15 protein-coding genes are annotated in these 19,018 nt (G+C 53.9%); 6 read left to right on the plus strand and 9 right to left on the minus strand.

Annotated features, from left to right (window positions below; genetic code table 11):
- Positions 1-521: 521 nt before the first annotated feature.
- Complete coding sequence (locus JJD41_RS09985; RefSeq protein ID WP_200665780.1) at positions 522-1,217, minus strand: hypothetical protein; 696 nt, start codon at positions 1,215-1,217, stop codon at positions 522-524.
- 202 nt (positions 1,218-1,419) lie between these two features.
- Between JJD41_RS09985 and JJD41_RS09990 the strand changes: the two genes are divergently transcribed.
- Together JJD41_RS09990 and JJD41_RS09995 are read left to right on the plus strand one after the other, a co-directional pair.
- Positions 1,420-2,121, plus strand: a complete 702-nt coding sequence (locus tag JJD41_RS09990) for a hypothetical protein (RefSeq protein ID WP_200665781.1) — start codon at positions 1,420-1,422, stop codon at positions 2,119-2,121.
- Between the two features lie 54 nt (positions 2,122-2,175).
- Positions 2,176-3,000, plus strand: coding sequence for a Nif3-like dinuclear metal center hexameric protein (locus JJD41_RS09995; protein ID WP_200665782.1), 825 nt, complete (start codon positions 2,176-2,178; stop codon positions 2,998-3,000).
- 28 nt (positions 3,001-3,028) lie between these two features.
- Here the strand turns inward: JJD41_RS09995 and JJD41_RS10000 are convergent, their stop codons facing one another.
- From JJD41_RS10000 to JJD41_RS10025, 6 genes are all read right to left on the minus strand, one after another.
- Positions 3,029-3,457 carry a hypothetical protein gene (locus tag JJD41_RS10000; protein WP_200665783.1) on the minus strand — a complete coding sequence of 143 codons (429 nt, stop codon included), beginning with the start codon at positions 3,455-3,457 and terminating at the stop codon, positions 3,029-3,031.
- A gap of 60 nt (positions 3,458-3,517) precedes the next feature.
- Positions 3,518-4,501, minus strand: a complete 984-nt coding sequence (gene secF / locus JJD41_RS10005) for a protein translocase subunit SecF (protein WP_200665784.1) — start codon at positions 4,499-4,501, stop codon at positions 3,518-3,520.
- 14 nt (positions 4,502-4,515) lie between these two features.
- Positions 4,516-5,931 (minus strand): protein translocase subunit SecD, encoded by a 1,416-nt coding sequence (gene secD, locus JJD41_RS10010; RefSeq protein ID WP_200665785.1) that lies wholly within the window; start codon positions 5,929-5,931, stop codon positions 4,516-4,518.
- 162 nt (positions 5,932-6,093) lie between these two features.
- On the minus strand, positions 6,094-7,077 hold the full coding sequence (locus tag JJD41_RS10015) for an alpha-ketoacid dehydrogenase subunit beta (protein ID WP_200665786.1): 984 nt from the start codon (positions 7,075-7,077) through the stop codon (positions 6,094-6,096).
- Positions 7,078-7,660: 583 nt separating this feature from the next.
- Entirely contained in the window at positions 7,661-9,367 is a 1,707-nt protein-coding gene (bicA, locus tag JJD41_RS10020) for a bicarbonate transporter BicA (RefSeq protein WP_200665787.1), read from the minus strand.
- Positions 9,368-10,208: 841 nt separating this feature from the next.
- Entirely contained in the window at positions 10,209-11,210 is a 1,002-nt protein-coding gene (locus tag JJD41_RS10025) for a WD40 repeat domain-containing protein (protein ID WP_200665788.1), read from the minus strand.
- 234 nt (positions 11,211-11,444) lie between these two features.
- Here JJD41_RS10025 and JJD41_RS10030 point away from each other — a divergent pair, with 234 nt between their 5' ends.
- Entirely contained in the window at positions 11,445-12,842 is a 1,398-nt protein-coding gene (locus JJD41_RS10030) for a TldD/PmbA family protein (protein ID WP_234488572.1), read from the plus strand.
- A 121-nt stretch (positions 12,843-12,963) separates the two neighbouring features.
- On the opposite strand, the gene pirA is transcribed toward JJD41_RS10030, so the two are convergent.
- Positions 12,964-13,119, minus strand: a complete 156-nt coding sequence (gene pirA, locus JJD41_RS10035) for an arginine synthesis PII-interacting regulator PirA (protein ID WP_200665789.1) — start codon at positions 13,117-13,119, stop codon at positions 12,964-12,966.
- 204 nt (positions 13,120-13,323) lie between these two features.
- On the opposite strand from pirA, the gene hflX reads away from it, so the two are divergent.
- The 3 genes from hflX to xseB all read left to right on the plus strand — a co-directional run bounded on the left by hflX (position 13,324) and on the right by xseB (position 16,327).
- Complete coding sequence (gene hflX, locus JJD41_RS10040; protein ID WP_370583780.1) at positions 13,324-15,060, plus strand: GTPase HflX; 1,737 nt, start codon at positions 13,324-13,326, stop codon at positions 15,058-15,060.
- A 116-nt stretch (positions 15,061-15,176) separates the two neighbouring features.
- Positions 15,177-16,040: a phosphodiester glycosidase family protein gene (locus JJD41_RS10045; RefSeq protein ID WP_200665790.1), complete on the plus strand. Its 864-nt coding sequence runs from the start codon at positions 15,177-15,179 to the stop codon at positions 16,038-16,040.
- Between the two features lie 20 nt (positions 16,041-16,060).
- Positions 16,061-16,327 (plus strand): exodeoxyribonuclease VII small subunit, encoded by a 267-nt coding sequence (gene xseB / locus JJD41_RS10050; RefSeq protein WP_200665791.1) that lies wholly within the window; start codon positions 16,061-16,063, stop codon positions 16,325-16,327.
- A 316-nt stretch (positions 16,328-16,643) separates the two neighbouring features.
- Here xseB and glsA read toward each other — a convergent pair whose 3' ends face one another.
- Positions 16,644-18,734, minus strand: a complete 2,091-nt coding sequence (gene glsA / locus JJD41_RS24745; RefSeq protein ID WP_234488574.1) for a glutaminase A — start codon at positions 18,732-18,734, stop codon at positions 16,644-16,646.
- Positions 18,735-19,018 lie beyond the last annotated feature (284 nt).

Below are 19,018 nucleotides of genomic sequence, written 5' to 3' on the forward strand. Positions count from 1 at the left end.
TCCAACTCGTCAGTTGAAGGGGTGATTCTGCTTATTCACACCTGGATTAAAATAGGTGCGGTTCAGCCGGATTATTGAAAGAAAAATGACTGTTAAGGTTTCAATCCTTAACCACAAGGGTGACAACAAGTGCGGTGGTTTCCAATTGGGTTTTTGAACTGTCGATCGCCTCAGACTGCTCTGATGGATGGTTTCGCATCCCCTTGGCGATCGCAAAACGGGGGAAACGACAAAAACCCCATACCGGGAAACAACCGCTCGACTCGCTTGCACCGCTTGTTGCATCCAGCCTTATCGGTACCACTCGCGCATCCTGACGTCGTTCTCCTTCGGATGGCGACTCGAACACGGGCCAAACAGTACAAATCCCGTGATGGTACCCGGTGCGGACGAGCAATCAAACCCAAAAAACCAAGGAGGTTGACTCGCCCGCCCATTGGCTGCCATCCTAACTCACGGTTTTGGGAAAAGCGGCGAATTCTAAATGAAAATTAAAGATTTAAATTAAGAAATGTAACATTTCAGCAGCCGCTCAATTGACGCCGTTGTTGTTGTTTGCGGTTAAATTCTCGCTGTTGGGGGGTTAAAACATCGCTGTCGATGGGCGGACGCATATCCCATTGCAGTTCGGCTAACAGGAGTAATGTAGCGGAAATCGTAGTTCCAGTGAAGAGAAATTGCCATGCGGAGAATGAAGGGAGTAAGACAGTCGCCGAGACATGAAGGAGAGCGGCGATCGCAAAGGTGCGCGATCGCATTCCCAAAGCCATAATGAAATAGCCGATCGCCGTCAACATCAGCCATAAAGGACAGAGGCGAATTAAAACAACAGCCCAACCGTAAAAAATACTGGCATCGGTCAAAACTAGGCCAATACCTATCAAAACACTCCAGCTATAGACCAACCAGCGAAACTTTTCGACAGTGACCCAAAACCAAGAAAGATAGGCCATGGTGGCAGTTCCCAACAGACTTAAAATCGTCCACAAACTGGCTTGTATTTGCCAAGAAATAGGACAAAATTGGGCGATCGCAAACATGGCCGCCACAATCCATCCCCAGAAGACAAACACGAGATCGATCCGGGTATAAAATCGCTGAATTAGGGTTAAACGACCGATTTGCCAATTAATTCGCCAGAGTCCTTGTAAATCTTGAATATCGAGTTCTTCTTGCTTCCAACGGAGGATCGGCTCTGCGGAATTAAAATAAGTCATGGAGCGAAGCGAGCAAAGGTTTAAAAATTTACTTAACTTTACAATATCCTAAAATCCGAGAGAATTGGCCACGGGGCGAGCGATCGCCAGGTTCGAGGGACGGATCCGAGGGCGGCGATCGCGCGGGGCGGAAACTCGTGCGATAATGCAACTCGGATAACAATTGGGTCAACTCAACCCGCAAGCGAACTTCTAGATCGAGATGTCTGCCGATCCTCAAGTCAACCGAGGTCGCCAGAAAAAGACGACTTCGGCCAGTCCTGCCAACCCCACACAAGATAACCTCGAATCCCGCTTGGTCTTTATCGTCCCCGTTGTCATCGGCGTGACCTTAGTTTTGTCCGCGTGGCGCCTGGTGGTAGCGGGGGCGATCGTGTCCGGGATTGCTTGGGCGTGGAAAAACCACTCCCAAAAAAATGAAGCCCGCAGTGTGGAACTCAATGCCGTATTTTACAAACTGATCCAAGAACATCAAGGGCGGCTGACGGTATTAGATTTTGCGATGGAAGCCGACATTCCCGGAGACGAAGCCCAGGAGTATTTAGACACGCGCGCCCGGGAATTTAGCGCCCAATATGAAATTACCGAAAATGGCGGCATGGTTTACTGCTTTTCGAGCATTAAATCTCCCGAGTGGAAAACCATCGAAGCGGAAATTACCCCGGTGACCCCCGAACCGGAGCGCTTGAAGGCGCCGAAAGCTAAAAAAGCGCGAGTGACCTTACCTGCACCTCTGAATCAATCGCAACTGGCGGCGCGGTTGGGGGTGCATCCGACGACGGTGAGCAAAAATAAATCGAAACCGGAGTTTACTCAATGGAGTCAGGGCAAAGATCCGGCGGGATTTGCCTGGACTTACGCGCCGGGAACGAAGCAATTTTTCCCCATAGAGGGGGAGTTTTAGGGGGAAGAGCTTGCGCTACGGTGAGAAACGTGGCTTTGAGGAAGTTGAGAGTCAATGAACGTTAAGGAATTAATTCGGTGGTTTGAAGGCTGGGCCGATCCGGCATGGCAGGAGAAATGGGATAATTGCGGCTGGCAGGTGGAACCGGGGGTGACGGGAGAACCCGCGCGGGTGTTGGTCTGTCTGACGCCGACCTTGGCGGTGATGCGCGAGGCGATCGCCCTACGGGAGAGAGGGATTGAAGTGAATTTAATTTTCGCCCACCATCCCCTGATTTTTGGAGGACTTCGGCGGTTAGTGACCGGAGAGCCGATCGCGGAAATGGCGCGGTTGGCGTTCGCCCATCAGATCGGGATTTACAGCGCCCATACCAATTTCGACCAAGTGAACCACGGGACGGCGGACGTACTGGCGGAGTTGCTCGCGCTCAAACAGGTCGAACCGATCGCCCCGACCCAGGACGGTTTGGGATACGGGCGGATCGGCGTTCTCGAACCCGCCTTGAAAGTGAGAGATTTATTGAGGAAGATCGAAAGTAAACTCAATCCCCCCGAACTGATCGTTTCCGTAGACGCGGCGATGGAGCAAACGATCGAGCGGGTCGCCGTCTTGGGAGGGTCCGGAGCCAGTTATATCGATGCGGCGGTCAAAGCGGGGGCGCAGGCGTATTTAACCTCGGACTGTAAGTTTCACCAATTCCAGGAAGCGCGCGATCGCGGTTTAATTTTGATCGATGCGGGACACTACGCCACCGAACGTCCGGCGTGCGATCGCCTGGTAGAGCACTTAAAAAGCTTGGGAGTGGAATGGGTGCAACTGAGTGGAGCCGACGAAGATTTTCGAGGATTTGCGACCTTTCCCGAGACCGTGGAAGCTTAGGGGGACAGGCGATCGCCCCAGATCGCCCTCACTCCTTGCCGACAAAACGCCAGAGGGGGTGAGATTCCCCTTGACAGCGAATGCGCCAGAGTTGCCGTTCCAGGCGCGATCGCTCCTCTCCAGACAAGCCCCACAAGATATTGCGACTTTGCCACACTAAAATCGCCACCGTGAATGCGATACAGACGAGCAATCCCAAGGTGGGAAAGGGGTTGTACCAGAGGCTGAACAGGTAGCGTAACGACGCCCAGGTGAAATGGTCGAAAATCAGGGCGATATCCGCGCGCAAGTTCCAGAGACTGAACGCCCCCACCGTCAGCCAGAGGGCGATCGCCACCATCCAGCGAAAATAAACCGTGAGGCGGTGGAGGCGTTCGATTTGGCGCTCGTAAGTCGGATCGAACAGCAATCGCTTTAAGTCCGCCTCAACGTCGTGCAGATCGTCAGAAGGATCCATCGAAATATTCGGGTTGTAATTGAGCCTACCAACAGCCTAGCCAATCCCCGGGTAACTGGCTTAAGAATCTGGAGAACTTGACGACGAATCCACCTCAGTCGCGACTTCCGGGGCGATCGCCCCCTCCGGTTCCGAGCGTTCGCGCCACCACGCCAACATCGTACTGGCGACGAAAATACTCGAATAGGCCCCACTGATAAAGCCGACGATCAACGCCAGGGCAAAATACTTGAGCGTATCGCCGCCAAACAAGAAAATCGCCGTCAGGGTCAGTACCGTCGTCAGAGTCGTATTGATCGATCGCCCGAGGGTCTGATTGACCGCATCATCGACGATATCGTCGATCGAACTTCCCTGCTCTCGTTTCGTGGTTTCGCGGATGCGATCGTAAATCACCACCGTATCGTTGACCGAAAAGCCGATAATCGTCAGCAACGCCACGATAAACAAACTATCGACTTCGACCCCTTGAACCAACCCCAAAATCGAGAACAGTCCCACAGTAATCAAGACATCGTGAAACAGGGCGACGATCGCGAACAAGGCATAATCGAACTGAAAGCGGAAACTCAAATAAACAATAATGCCCCCGAGGGCTACCAGCAGGGCCAAGATCCCGGACGCAAATAACTCCCGTCCGACCGTCGGCCCGACAGTATCGATTTGCTTCTTCTGCGGGTCGAACTCGCCGAAGCGTGCGGTGAGGGCATTTTCCAGATTGGTGCGCCGTTCCACGTCGAGAGTAGACGTGCGGATCGACAGGGCCTGTTTGGCGTTGCCGACCACTTGGATGCTGCTGTTCTCCAACCCTTGTTGGGAGAGGATCTCGCGTACCGCATTCGCTTGGATCGGTTCGCTACAATTGCTCGGTTGGCTGCAGTCGCGTTCCAATTGCAGGCGCGTCCCGCCGACAAAATCGAGGCTGGGACGCAGGGGGGCGCCGATCGTCGTCCAGGAGATGGCGATCGCGATCGCGCCGACGGCGATCGCCGCCGCCGACAGCCCCCACCATAAATTGCGCTGTTTGATAATGTGTAACTTCATCGCACTCGCGGTCCCTAAGCTTTATTGACAGTGGTGAGGTCGGGGCAGAACAATTCGGGTCGGCGGAATTCGTCAATACCGATCGCGAAAAACATCAAGCTTCGCGAGCAGGTAATCGCGGTAAACATACTCACCAACACCCCGATCGCCAAGGTCAGGGCGAAACCGCGCACCAACCCCGCACCCAACCAGAACAAAGCCCCGCAAGCGATCAGCGTCGTCACGTTGCTATCTAAAATACTGGAAAAAGCGCGGTAGAAACCCGATTCCACCGAGCGATACAAACTTTTCCCCGATCGCAACTCCTCGCGAGTGCGCTCGAAAATCAGCACGTTGGCATCCACCGCCATCCCGATACTCAAGATAAACCCGGCAATTCCCGGCAGAGTCAACGTGACCCCGAGCAAGGCAAAACTCGCCAAAGTCAGCACCGCGTAAATCGTCAGGGCAATATCGGCAATGACGCCGGGGAGTCGGTAGTAGACCGCCATAAAGATCAGCACCAAGATCAAACCGCCAATCCCCGCATAGATACTGCGATCGATGCTATCGCGGCCCAACGTGGCGCCCACGGTACGGTTTTCGACAATTTCCACGGGAACGGGCAAAGCCCCACCGCGCAACTGCACCGCCAAATCGTTCGCCTCCTGGGCGGTAAAACGGCCTTGAATCACCGCCCGTCCTCCGGTAATTCCGGTTTCGGCAAACTCGGGGCCGACCACGGGGGAACTAATCAGGCGATCGTCGAGAAAGATGCCGAGGGTGCGTCCGGTTCCGGCGAGTTCCTTGGTCAGCTCGGCAAATAAGCGACCGCCTTCGGCGTCGAATTCCAAGCCGACATTCCAGAGATTGCCCGCTTGAGCGGGTTGGGGGTCGGCATATTCGAGGTTTTTACCCGTCAGTCCGGTGCGTTCGTAGAGGCGGCCACTGAGTTCGTTAATTTGCTCTTGTTTTTGGGCGATCGCCGCCTTATTGGCCTCGATCGCCTCCGCGTTGCCCTCCTGTTCGAGGTTGACTTGTTTCAAGAGCAGATCGCTGAGTTCTTGGCGTCGGACGTTCACCTCGGCATTGAGTTCCGGATTGCGCACTTCCTTGCGAAAGTCGAGTTGGGCCGTCCCGCCGAGAACGCGCTCGGCTTGTTCCGGATCGCTAATTCCCGGAAGCTGGACCAAGATGCGATCGTCGCCGACGGTCTGCACGATCGGTTCGGCCACCCCCAAGCCGTCAACGCGGTTGCGAACCACGCTTTGCACCGCTTCCATCACCTCGGGGGTAATTGTACGCACGTCTTCCGAGGGGCGCACTTGAATCGTCAATTGAGAGCCGCCTTGCAAGTCCAAACCCAGACGCATTTCGACTTGATTTAAGATGACGATCGCCGCGACGAATAAAACGGCAATTAAGGCGAGTAAAGAACGCTGTTTTTGCATAGTCTGGTCCTGCGAGAACTGTTCTGGAGACGAGAGATTTTAGAGGATCGGTGGTTCGGGGTTCCCCGTGCGACGGGGCGATCGTCGCTCGACCTTCTCCGCGTCGGGCTCAAAGGGAACCGCGCGATCGCCCCCCATCCAAAATCCGAGAAGCGGCTGCCCTTACACTTGCAGGGTCACCATTTTCTGCACCGCTTCGACAATTTGTCCCGGCTGAACGATCGTCAGACGCTCCAACATCCCGTTATACGGCGTGGGAATGTCTTGCGACGCCAAGCGCAACACGGGAGCGTCGAGCTCGTCAAAAAAGTGTTCGTCAATGGAAGCCGTCAGTTCGGCGCCGATGCCTCCCGTTTTCATACATTCTTCGACGATAATCACCCGATGGGTTTTGCAAATCGACTCGCCAATCGTTTCGAGATCCAAAGGCTTGAGCGAAATCAGATCGATCACTTCCGGATCGATCCCTTCTTTTTGCAATTGCGGCACGGCCTGCATGACGTGGTGACGCATCCGCGAATAGGTCAGAATCGTCACGTCTTTACCCGATCGCACCACCTCGGCTCGATTCAACGGCACCACATATTCATGACTGGGTAAATCTTCTTTTAAGTTGTAAAGCAAGACATGCTCGAAAAACAGCACCGGATTTTCATCGCGAATCGCACTTTTGAGCAAGCCTTTCGCATTGTACGGCGTCGAGCAAGCCACGATCTTCAAACCCGGCACCGCTTGAAAATAGGCTTCCAACCGTTGGGAGTGTTCGGCCCCGAGTTGACGCCCCACGCCCCCCGGACCGCGAATGACGATCGGGATCGTAAAATTGCCACCCGAGGTGTAGCGTAACATTCCGGCATTGTTGGCGATTTGGTTGAACGCGAGGAGCAGAAAGCCCATATTCATCCCCTCGACAATCGGGCGCAGTCCCGTCAATGCCGCACCGACCGCAAGCCCAGTAAAGCTATTTTCGGCGATCGGCGTGTCGAGAACCCTCAGATCGCCGTATTTCTTGCACAGATCTTTCGTGACTTTATAGGAACCACCGTAGTGACCCACGTCTTCACCGAGGACGAATACTGAAGGGTCACGAGCCATTTCTTCGTCAATGGCTTCCCGGAGGGCGTTGAAAAAAAGCGTTTCTGCCATCTTAAAAGCGGTTAATGGGTCAAACTCTCATCTTACCGTTTCGAGGAAGCGACGCGACGATTTTCGGTAATTTTTCGCCGCTCGGCTGCAGTTTTAGCCCCCTAACCGAGCAGATCGCGCGGCGATCGCCCGACGCCGCCGAGAACCAGACTCACCCTCTGCCCAAGCCACGAACACAGCAAATCTCTTACAAAATCAGGGAGCTAAGTCCCTTAAAAAATGTAAAAAATGGAACTTTTGACAAGCTTGCCAGAGATCTACTACAAAACGTGCGGCAAGCCACCCCGTTATTTAAGAAAATCTCTATTAAGACTTTTTGTAAAATAAAATACATTTTTTTGCATTCCAATCAACATCGTCGAGCTGCTTTGACTAACAGGGTAAACGCATCAAACAGTCCAATCCGGCTTACCACCTGTTTTGCGATCGCATTTTTGCACTTGCAGAAAACTTTGAAGACGGTAAAATTCTCGAAACGATCGAGCAATCTGTTGGAAAATGAACGACTTATCGATCGCCAAACTTAAGAGTTAAGATCGAATTGCAAAACCCCCAGAAGATCTGGGGGCTAAAGACAGTCCAATTACGAAACCGAGGGCGACGACTCATCGACCAAATCGTAATTGACTCCTTGTTTTTCGCGCACGATCGCCAAACCTCGTTGCAAGGCGCTGAGTCGGTCTTGAATCCAGTGAGTTTCTGGAATTAAACTTGCAATTCCGAGTTTTTCCAAACGACCTTTGACTTTACCTGTCGCACCAACAACAATGACGTCGCGATCGGCATCAATGGCCTCTCGAATTGCATTTTCAATCGCCAAAGATGAAGTCACGCCAAGAATCGGAACTTCATTCAAATCCACCAGCAATACGTCGTAATTGGCGATCGCCCCATGTTCTCGGTAAATCGCTTTCGCCACGCCAAAAATCATCGGACCGCTTAGATGAAACAGCAACACCCGACCATTCGCCAAATCTAGCAACTCTTTTTCTTCTGAGTTCAACACGATTTGATCGTCCGCATCCGTAATCGCCTTCACTGAATGAGATTGCAACCGTTCCAGGCGATCGATCGTCAAGATATTGGCAATAAATACCCCCACGGCAACCGCAACCATCAAATCGACAAAAACCGTCAGCAAGACGACACTGTACAGAATCCCCGCCGCTTTTAAGGAGATTTGGTGGACTCGTTTTAGGAATGCCCAATCGATAATATTGATCCCAACTTTTAAAACAATTCCCGCCAACACGGCCAGAGGAATCACCGACGTTAACGGCGCCGCCCACAAAACGACAATTAACAGGAACAAAGCGCGGCTAATTCCCGATAAAGCGGTGCGTCCCCCTGCTTTAATATTGACCACGGTGGCTGTAGTCGCGCCAGATCCGGCAATGCCGCCGCACAAACCCGTGACTAAATTAGCGACTCCTTGGGCGACTAATTCTTTATTGGATTTATGCTCCATCCGGGTCAAACTGTCAGAAACCAAACAGGTTAGCAGACAGTCGATCGAGCCGACGACGGCTAAAATGGTGGCATTGACAAACATCAAGCGAAAATTTTCTGCAGTCCACATGGGAAGCCGAAATTCGGGAAAGCCGGGAGTGATTTCACCGATGGTGGCGATCGTGCGAATTTCTATCCCTCTAAAGAACAGTAAGGAAACGATCGTCCCCACCACTAAGGCAGCTAATTGCGGCGGGACGATCGTCTTCAATTTAGACGGGTAAAAAATCACGATCCCTAATGTCAGCGCTCCTAAAAAGGCTTCGTAAGGATTGGTGTTGGCGATTAAGGTCGGTAATTCTTTGATGACGCCAAGAACGCCCCCACCCGGGGTTTCTTGACCCAAAAAAGGCGCGATTTGTAAAAAAATGAGAATCACCCCAATTCCGGTCATAAACCCGGAAATGACGTTGTAAGGGAGCATGGTGATATAGCGGCCTAAGCGCAGCACACCAAATAGCATTTGCATCACTCCGGCCATCATGATGACGGTAAAGGCCATCGCCATCCCGTTTTGGGGATCTTTCGCCATCAATTCGGCGACCACGGCGGTGACGATGACGGTCATCGGTCCGGTGGGTTCGGAAATTAAGCTCGGCGTTCCGCCAAATAAGGCGGCGAAAAAGCCGACTAAAATAGCTCCCCACAAGCCTGCGGAAGCGCCTGCACCGGAAGCAATCCCGAATGCTAAGGCCATCGGTAAGGCAACGACTGCTGCCGTCAATCCGCCAAAGATATCTCCTTTTACGTTCCTAAAATGGATGTGATTGGTAATTTGCATGGCCAATTGTCCTGGGTTGAAAGGTGAAGCTCAAATGATGGCGATCGCAATGGCTACCAAAAACCGCCACAAAAAAGCTATTGCACTCGTTATTAGCGGTCGAGTGCTGCTGTTCACCCATCGATCTTTAGTGGGTTTTTTCGTGAGTGAGTCCAGGGGGCGATCGCACGATGGAAGTGGCGTTAGATCCTGGGTTTCGATCGGTGCTGTCGCGCTCCCCGTTCGCCTAATTCCAATCTTGGCAATCCAGTATTGCTTCCACCCGACGCGATCGGTGTTTGATGGGTTGGATTGCCATAACTTGTCCGTTGCCGACTCGTCAGACGGTTCGATCTTGACAAGGAACCCCCTCGTTCCGGGGGTGAATGCTAGTGAGAATTGATTCCCGATTTTGCCTCGGAAAATTGAAGCCAAGATCGAGAGCGAGACTCCTGCGATCGCCGAACGAGTCGATCGCTAGGCGAGTTGAATCTCATTGTTGAATCTCATGTAAGTAATTTACCAGAACCTGGGTTCTTTGAATGATCTCCATTAGATTATTTTATGGTGATGCCGCTCGGGGGCTATCCCTAGGGCTTCGCTACTGTCAAGTTTGCGGGGTTGCTCGTGGGTCGGTTCGATAGGGGGGCGCAGAAACGGAGGGGCAAAAAGTTTTTCGCCTCTCCCTCGATCCCTTTAGTGAGAAACAGATAGAATATAAATTTTAGAATCTAGAGGTTTATTTTATATGTTCGATCGAAACCGTTCTCCCCAATCCTCAAAACCGGGGAAGCGTGTGCCTCCGGATTCAAACTTGGCTCGGGAGACGAGAGAGACCGACGGCGTGGCGATCGCATCCAACTCAGGCCACCAAATTGCCAATTTGCCACATCTGAAGGCCGCCGCGATCCATTCCGGCGACTAGGGTGCTACTGTCGGGGCTGAACGCCAAAGTCAGGATCGCTTGAGCGTCGTTGCTGTCGGCGTGCAGAACCTGCAATAACTCGCCGCGATCGATCTCCCACAGCCGCACGGTGCTGTCGCCGCTTCCACTGGCGAGCAGGTGACCGTCGGGACTGATGGCGACGCAATAGACCATCTCGCGATGACCTTCCAAGATGCGTAAGGGCAGATCTTGAAGGTTGGCGGACTCGGCGATCGCCCAGATGGCAATTTGTCCCTGACTGTTACCCGTTGCCAAGAGACTGCCATCGGGAGCGATCGCGAGGGAATAGACCGGATCCTCTCCGGTTCGCAAACTGCCGCATTGGCTGCCGTCGATAAACTTCCACAGTTTGATCGTCCCGTCGCGGTGAGCGCTGGCAAACACCGAGGTGCAGTGTCCGGCGGCGATCGCCTCGACCGGGGCGTTGGGGGTAGCGATCGCCTGTTGTAATTTATGCGTTTGGAGGTTCCAAATTTGAATCGTTCCCCCTTCGTCCCCACTAAAACCGTCGTCACAGGCGGTGCCGCCGGGGGCGGAAAATAAGGTATCGACCAAGGTGCGATCGCTGCCGACGATCAGCCGTTTTCCCGACGGACTGAACAATACCGCCGTCACGCGACCTCGGACGGAAAATTTTTCTAACAAGTGACCGTCGGGGAGATGCCAGAGATCGATGGTACCGTCGGGGGCGCCCACGGCGAGCAAATCCGATTGCGGCCCGATCGCCAAACAGGTAACGCCGAGGGGATAACCGAATAACGTATGGAGGCGATCGCCCGTTTTAGCCCCCCAAATCTTGAGTGCGCTGTCACAACTGCCGATCGCGAGCATCTCCCCGTCAGGGCTGAACGCCACTGCGGCTACGGGACCGGAACGATCGTAAAGGGTGCGGGTCAGTTGAAAAGAATCCCGAGACATGGGGGATGAATCTCTCTGGCTAAACGGTGAACTCAACGAGCAATCTCGATCGGCATTTATCTTTATACCTATCCTATTGTAGAGACTAGAGACGATCGCGAAACGTTCGCGCCTCCTCAAACCGATCCGATGCGCTACCGAGGGCGATCCGAAAGCGCGGCGATTGTTTCGTCCCTCGACTAGACTGGAGAAAATGCCTTCTAGGCGAATCACGAATCACAACCAGAGAGTGTAATGAGTCAGGAAACCTGCTTAGACCGGGCGATCGCCGATCGGTTGCGAGAGGCGGTCTCGACCTACCGCGATCGCGCCGACTACCTCGAAATCCGTTTGGAACAAAGCGAGTCTACGGCGATTTCATTTCGCGGCGATCGCCTCGATGCCGCCAATCGTAACTTTTCCCTAGCGGGAGGGGTGCGCGCCTGCCACAAGGGGGGCTGGAGTTTCGTCACCTTCAACGGTTTGGACGAACTGCACGATCGCCTCGAAGAAGCGATTTCCCAAGCGAAACTCGTCGGTACCGAAACCACTCAACTCGCCCCGGTCGAGGCGATCGAAGATTTCGTCCCCCTCGAACTCGGACGCGACCCGCGCGGAATTTCCCTCGCCGAAAAACGAGATTTAGTCGAACGCTACAACCAACTGCTGCTCGCTTACGACCCGCGCATTCAAACGACCAGCAGCAGTTACCGCGATCGCTTCGGCGTCACCTATTTTGTCAATTCTGCCGGAACCTGCATCGCCCAAGAACGCCTCGACATTTCCGGCGGTTTCGGGGCGATCGCCCGAGGAGAGGGCGGTCTCGTCCGTCAAGGCTACGAATCGGTTCACTCGCGCTCCGACTACAACGCTTTCGTCGATCTCGAAGACCGGGTGCGATCGGCTGCCGAACGTGCCATCCGCCAATTAGAAGCGAAATCTGTTAAAGGCGGTCAATATACGGTAGTTCTCGACCCCTATCTCGCCGGGGTGTTCATTCACGAAGCATTCGGCCATTTATCCGAAGCGGATTTTGTCTACGAAAATCCCCGGATGCAAGAGTTATTGCAATTGGGCAAAGCCGTGGCGATCGAACAGCTCAACGTCGTCGATGACGCGACCTTAAACGGACTTCCCGGTTCGCTCAAATACGACGATGAAGGCGTCCCGGCGCAACGTAAATATTTAATTAAAAATGGCGTCCTCACCCAACGCCTGCACAACCGGGAAACCGCAGGCAAAATGAACGAAGTCCCCACAGGAAACGCCCGCGCCCTCAGCGCCAGTTATCCGCCGTTGGTGCGCATGACCAACACGGCGATCGAACCGGGCGATCGCAGTTTTACCGAAACGATCGCCGATATCGACGAAGGCGTATATGCCGTTCGTATGATCGGCGGTCAGACCAACGGCGAAATGTTTACCTTCGCCGCCGCCGAAGGCTACATGATTCGCGACGGTCAAATTGCCGAACCCGTCAGCGACGTTACCCTCACCGGAAACGTCTTCCAAACCCTCACCGATATCGAGGCGATCGGTAACGATTCGGTATATACCAATGGCGGTTGTGGCAAAGGCGGTCAGTCCCCGCTTCCCGTCAGTGTCGGCGGTCCCCACGTTCGCATCAAGGATGTCGTGGTCGGCGGGCGCTAGCTTATTCCCGAGCAAATACCTAACGCGAGGGGGCTGGCGATCGCGCCACCGGACAGGTCTTAACGTACCTCTCGGTGGCGATCGCCAGCCCCTTGAGCCGTGTAAAGGCCGAGCAAAAGACTTATTTCAAATATTGGGCTTCGGCTTCGAGGATCCGAACCAAATTTTCATCACCTTTTTGTCTGGCCATTTCGATCCGATGTTCCAACCGTTTTTGCAGATTGGCGCGATGGATGGCCGCCGCTTGTTTAACCGATTCTAGAGTAACTTTGTTCATAGTGGACTTTTTAAGAGTGTCGAGTGATGTACAATCCCTTTCCTTTAAAATAACATTAGAATCCGCGAACCGTATAAAATTTGACGAAAATTTTCAACAAGTTAAGGTAAAGCTCGGCGATCGCCCGTCCTGGGAAAAAGCCGCGATAAAATTAACAAGATCGATCTGTCCTTTATTCAGGGAGAACCAGGTATCTGGTCATCAGTGCCTATCGAAACGATTTACGGCAACCTGCAAGGTCTCAAACCCAGCCAGTTAAAGCAGTTGAAACGGCTTTACCACCAACGCCTACCCGTAGACTGCATCGCGACGCCGGAATTTTCCCAGCGACTGGCTGCCATTTCCACGGACATTGGCGAATCCGTGTGCGCCTACCTCAACCGCCGAGGTCAGGTGATTCGCGTTGGCGTGGGAACCCCGCGTCAAACCCAAATCCCGCCATTAGAATTGCCGCGCTACGGGGTCGGGCGCCTCAGTGGCATTCGCTGCCTGTCCACCCAGCTCAAAGCGGAAGGTCCCAACCAAGAATCGCTGACGGCAATGGCAATTCAGCGCCTCGATGCCTTAGTCGTCCTTACCCTGACCGGGGAAGGATTCGAGCGTCGCGGCGGTGGAGCCACGGGATATGTTAGAGAAACCTATCTGGCCTATTTAACGCCGCAAGGGACGGACAAGGCGGGGGAAGACGGACAAGCAGAAGAACTGGCGATCGCCAATTGGCACGTGTCCGGGCCGATGAGCCTCGACCTGTTGGCGAAGCAAGATTTTCTCAATTTAGTCGAAGGGTTAGAAGCCGAATTCGAGCGCCAATTTATCGCCCGGGAAGTCGATGGGCGTAGCGATTGCGCCTTACTCGTCGGCGTGATGACCGCCGAGATGAATCCGGAACAGTTCGAGGACGGCTTAGCCGAACTGGCCCGCTTGGTGGATACCGCAGGGGGTAAAGTCCTCGGGACGATCGCCCAAAAACGATCGCGCCTCCACCCGCAAACGGCGATCGGCGCCGGGAAAGTACAGGAACTCGCCTTGAGCGCCCAAACCTTGGGCGCCAATTTGATCGTGTTCGATCGCGACCTGTCCCCCGCGCAAGTACGTAACTTGGAAACCCAAATCGGGGTGAGAGTCGTAGACCGCACCGAGGTGATTTTGGATATCTTCGCCCAACGGGCCGGGTCCGGCGCCGGAAAACTGCAAGTCGAACTCGCCCAACTCGAATACGCCCTACCGCGCCTCACGGGCCGGGGAGAGGCGATGTCCCGCTTGGGGGGCGGGATCGGTACCCGAGGACCGGGGGAAACGAAACTCGAAACCGAACGGCGCGCCATTTCCCGACGGATCGCCCAGTTGCAAAAACAGGTCGATCGCCTCCAGGCCCATCGGTCGCGAATGCGCTTGCAACGGCAAAAACAAGCGGTTCCCTCGATCGCGATCGTCGGCTATACCAATGCGGGGAAATCCACCTTGCTCAATACCCTGACCAGCGCCGAAATTTACACCGCCGACCAATTATTTGCCACCCTCGATCCGACCACCCGGCGCTGTTTCGTTCCCGACGCCCAAACCGGAGACCGACTGGCGATCGTCCTGACCGATACGGTGGGGTTCATCCACGAACTGCCCCCGTCGCTGATGGATGCGTTTCGGGCAACTTTAGAAGAAGTGAGCGAAGCCGATGCCTTGCTGCACGTGGTCGATTTATCCCATCCGGCGTGGCAAAGTCATATCCAGTCGGTGCGCCAGATTCTCAAAGAACTCCCGGTGACGCCGGGCCCGTCGCTGATCGTGTTTAACAAGATCGATTGTGTCAGTAGCGAGGCCCTGGCGATCGCCCGGGAAGAGTTTCCCTTAGCGGCGTTTATTTCCGCCCGCGCCGGGTTGGGGTTGGAAACCTTACGCCAACGGATCGGCCAATTAGTAAACTACGCGATCGCCCCAGAATGAGGAGGATGTAGATGTGGAAACGTCAGGCGGCATTCCTGAAGCAACGCCGTTCGCGTAGCAACTGTGTTCGTGCAACGTCTGCAAAGGAGAAAGGAGTCAGGAGTATCGCCGCAACGGTGCTTTTTTCGCTTTCCCTGGGGGGCGTCGCCGTCGGCAGACCCCCCGCCATTCCCAGACACGATTCGATTCCCGATGCTTTTCAACCGATTTTAGAAGCCCCTGGGGTGACCCTGTTTCAACACGGCAGCGATTACGTCCAGGCGATCGATCTGAGTCGAGGGGCCTCGGTATCGTTTGAATTCGGTCCGTTGGTGGAACGGCGATCGGGGTTGGGGGCTTATGGCGGCGACGACCCCGAATTCGAGCGCCAAAGCTTGGAGACGGCGTGGACGACGCTGCGCGATCGCGATCCGGCAGCCTTTTGTATTGCCAACGGGCAGTTTTTTCGCAACGATCGCAACCGAGCTACCGCCCTCGCCTTTCCGGTCAAAGCAGGGGGTGAATTCGTCAGCGACGGCTATGCGGGAGAAAGCGAATTTGCGGACGAAAAACTAATTTTAGAAGTTTGGCCCGATCGCGCGGCGATCGTCGCCTTCGATCCCCTTGAATGGCGACAGAATGACGCCCCCGAGGCGATCGTCGGCTTAACACCGACTGCCGAAAAAAGTAGCGCGATCGCCGTCGGGCGGACCTTCGCCGGAATTAAAGATAAAGATAGGGACGGTACGGCAGAAACTGTTTTATTATTGTCGTCGAGTAAGGCGACTCAAGCTCGTGCGGCTGAAGTTTTAAAAGAGTTCGGCGCGATCGCCGTGCTGATGCTCGACGGAGGAGGTTCTACCCAACTTCTGTGTCGGGATCGCCATTATCTGGATTCTCCCCGTACCGTACCGCAAACGATCGCCGTGACTGCCGCCGCTCAAGAAACACGGTTTTTTCCGAGATTTCGAGACGGGCGATCGGTGTTGAACCCCCGCTAAATTTTGATATTTCTATTCCTATGAGTGCTGCCCAACCGATTAACCACAACCGCCCCCCTCACGAGTCATTCCCCCCGGATTGGAGCTATGAAGAAACGGTCGATAAGGTTGAAGAGATTATCGAACAAGTCGAATCCGGTAATTTGGAGTTGAGCGAAATTTTCGACCAATTTGCGATCGCTGTCGAATACTTACACCAGTGCGAAACCTTTCTGAGCGACAAGAAACAGAAAATGGGGTTGTTAGTCGAAACTTTAAACGACCGACCCTTGGAATTTGAGTTCTAACGTTCTCAATGGCTCCGTCGATCTATAGCCATCCTCAATCGTGTTGTAAAATTCATCGGTTCTGGAGACACGGTAATGCCGTGTCCTTACAGGCGATCTAAAATTCCACTGCATCAGTCCCGAAACCCGCTTGCTATATTTCCTCGGTCATGTCGCCCACCAGGCTTGCGACGAACTCCCCCAGCCCTCTGGGGGGTTTTTTCCAAGTACGCGATCTGACTGGCAGTAAAGGATCGAATTCCACAGTGGGAATCTGGAGATTCCCTCCAACTCTCCTGGGGGGAGTGCAATGCACTCCCCTTTTCTCCCGTTCGGATTAAGTTCGGGTCTCGCGCATCCACTGCAAGAAGGTATCGACGGAGGTGGTGGGGTCGAAAATGTGCAAGCCGAACCGTTGCGAGAGTTCTTCAAACACTTTAATCCCGCGAACGCTGTTACCGCGTTTGTCCAGGGGCGGGGAAAACACGGCAATGCCCATTTGTCCGGGAACGACGGCGATGATGCCGCCGCCGACACCGCTTTTGGCGGGAAAGCCGACATTGTAGACCCAGGCTCCGGCAAAATCGTACATCCCGCATGTATACATCACGCTGAGCAAGTCTCTCACGTAAGGGGCGGCGATCGCCCGTGTTCCGGTCATCGGATTGATGCCGTCGTTCGCTAAAGTCGCGCCCATCACCGCTAAATCGCGACAGTTGACGATCGCCGAACATTGCTGCAAGTATAAATCGAGGGTTTCGCTGATGCTGCCTTCGATCATGCCGAAATTGCGTAATAGGTAAGAAATCGCCCAATTGCGATCGCCGCAATGCTGCTCGGAAACAAAGGTCGGGGTATCCACAAAGACTTTGTGACCGATAAAGCGCTTATACATTTCTAGAACCCGATTGAGCCGTTTCGCCGGACTGTTCCCCAGAATCAAATTGGTCGTGGCGATCGCCCCGGCGTTGACCATCGGATTGTGAGGGCGTTTGGAACTTTCCTCCACCTTGACAATGGAATTGTAAGCGTCTCCCGTCGGTTCCACATCGACTTTCTGCAAGACGTAATCGCGCCCGCGATCGCTCAGGGCCATACCATAGGCAAAGACTTTAGAAATCGACTGGATTAAAAACGGTTGTTCGTAATCGCCGACCGCATAAACGTCACCATCGACCGTCACCGCACAAATCCCGAACCAATCCGGGTTAATTTCGACTAAATCCGGTTCGCTCAAATAAGGCGTTCCGTCGCGCAACGGTAAATATTTTTGGTGTAACTGCTCTAAAAAGTCCTGAAATGGGGAATGAATCCCATTTCCCGAACGATCGCGCTCCTCTTCCGTTTCCAAATAAGGCGTCGAGAGAGTTTTGTTGCCGAGTTTCGCGCGATCGCTGCGCCGAGGGGGGCGATCGAATCCCCGTTCGCAACGCCCGACGGTGACTTCCTGGGAAACTCCGTGAAACACGTGCAGGTTAAAGCGTTCCGCGAGTTCCTCAAACACCTTAACCCCGCGTTCGCTTTTGCGATGCTCTCCTAATGGCGGTGAAAATACGGCAATTCCCATTTGACGGGGAACCACGGCAAGAATCGCCCCGGCGAGGCCGCTTTTGGCCGGAAAACCGACGCGATAGGCCCACTGACCGGAAAAATCGTACATCCCGCAGGTGTACATGACGCTGAGGAGATTTTTGACATATTGCGAGGCGATCGCCCGTTCCCCGGTTATCGGATTGACCCCTCCATTCGCCAAGGTAGCCGCCATTATCGCCAATTCGCGACAATTGACCATTAACGAGCATTGCTGACAGTATAAATCGAGGATTTCTTCAATATTGCCCGAGATCGTGCCGAAATTGAGCATCATGTAGGCCATCGCCCGATGCAGGTTATTCTTATTTTTTTTAGAAATATAAGTCGATTCGTCTACAGAAACCTCCCGTCCCACGTAACGCCGGAACATCTCCAACAGGCGGCGGTTGCGTTCGCTGGGGTCCGATCCGGCAATTAAGCTAGTCGTGGCGATCGCGCCGATGTTGACCATCGGATTGTAACGCCCTTCGGTTAACTCCTCGTGTTCGAGAATCGAGTTGACCGGATCTCCCGTCGGTTCGACTCCAATTTTTCTAACCACTTCTTCCGATCCGCGATCTTCCAAGGCCAAACCGTACACAAAGGGTTTAGAAATAGACTGCATGGTAAACAGGCGATCGCTGTCTCCGGCTTGGTAGATCTTGCCGTCTGCACTCACCACGCAAATCGAGAACCAATTGGGGTTAGCTTTGGCTAATTCCGGCAAGTAGTCGGAGACGATCCCCTCGTTTAGGGGGCGGTACTTTTCATGCAGACTTTCGATAAAGGTTTGTAAGGGCGGTTCGATCGCCTCGAACTTTCCGATTAAATCCGTCAACTCGGTTAAATTCCTCATGGCGTTGACTGCAGCACCTCGATATTACAATCTTTGCCCCTGACCTCCATCGAGGTTCTCAAAGGTGTGTCTATCTTTTTGTCCTGACAGGAGATCGCGTTGTAGCGAAAGTTACTCCTTCGGCGATGGGTGGCTAACCCGCGATCGCCGCCAACTCGACCGCCGAGGATCGCCTCTGCCGTCGGCCCGATCCTCTAGAATGGAGATCGGATATTCCAGATTCAATCTGCAATGTTCAGATCGGATCCGCAATCTCCAGATCGGATCGACCCAATCCAGATCGG

The sequence above is a fragment of the Oxynema mangrovii CENA135 genome (assembly GCF_016632315.1).
In the GTDB taxonomy this organism is placed as follows: domain Bacteria; phylum Cyanobacteriota; class Cyanobacteriia; order Cyanobacteriales; family Laspinemataceae; genus Oxynema; species Oxynema aestuarii.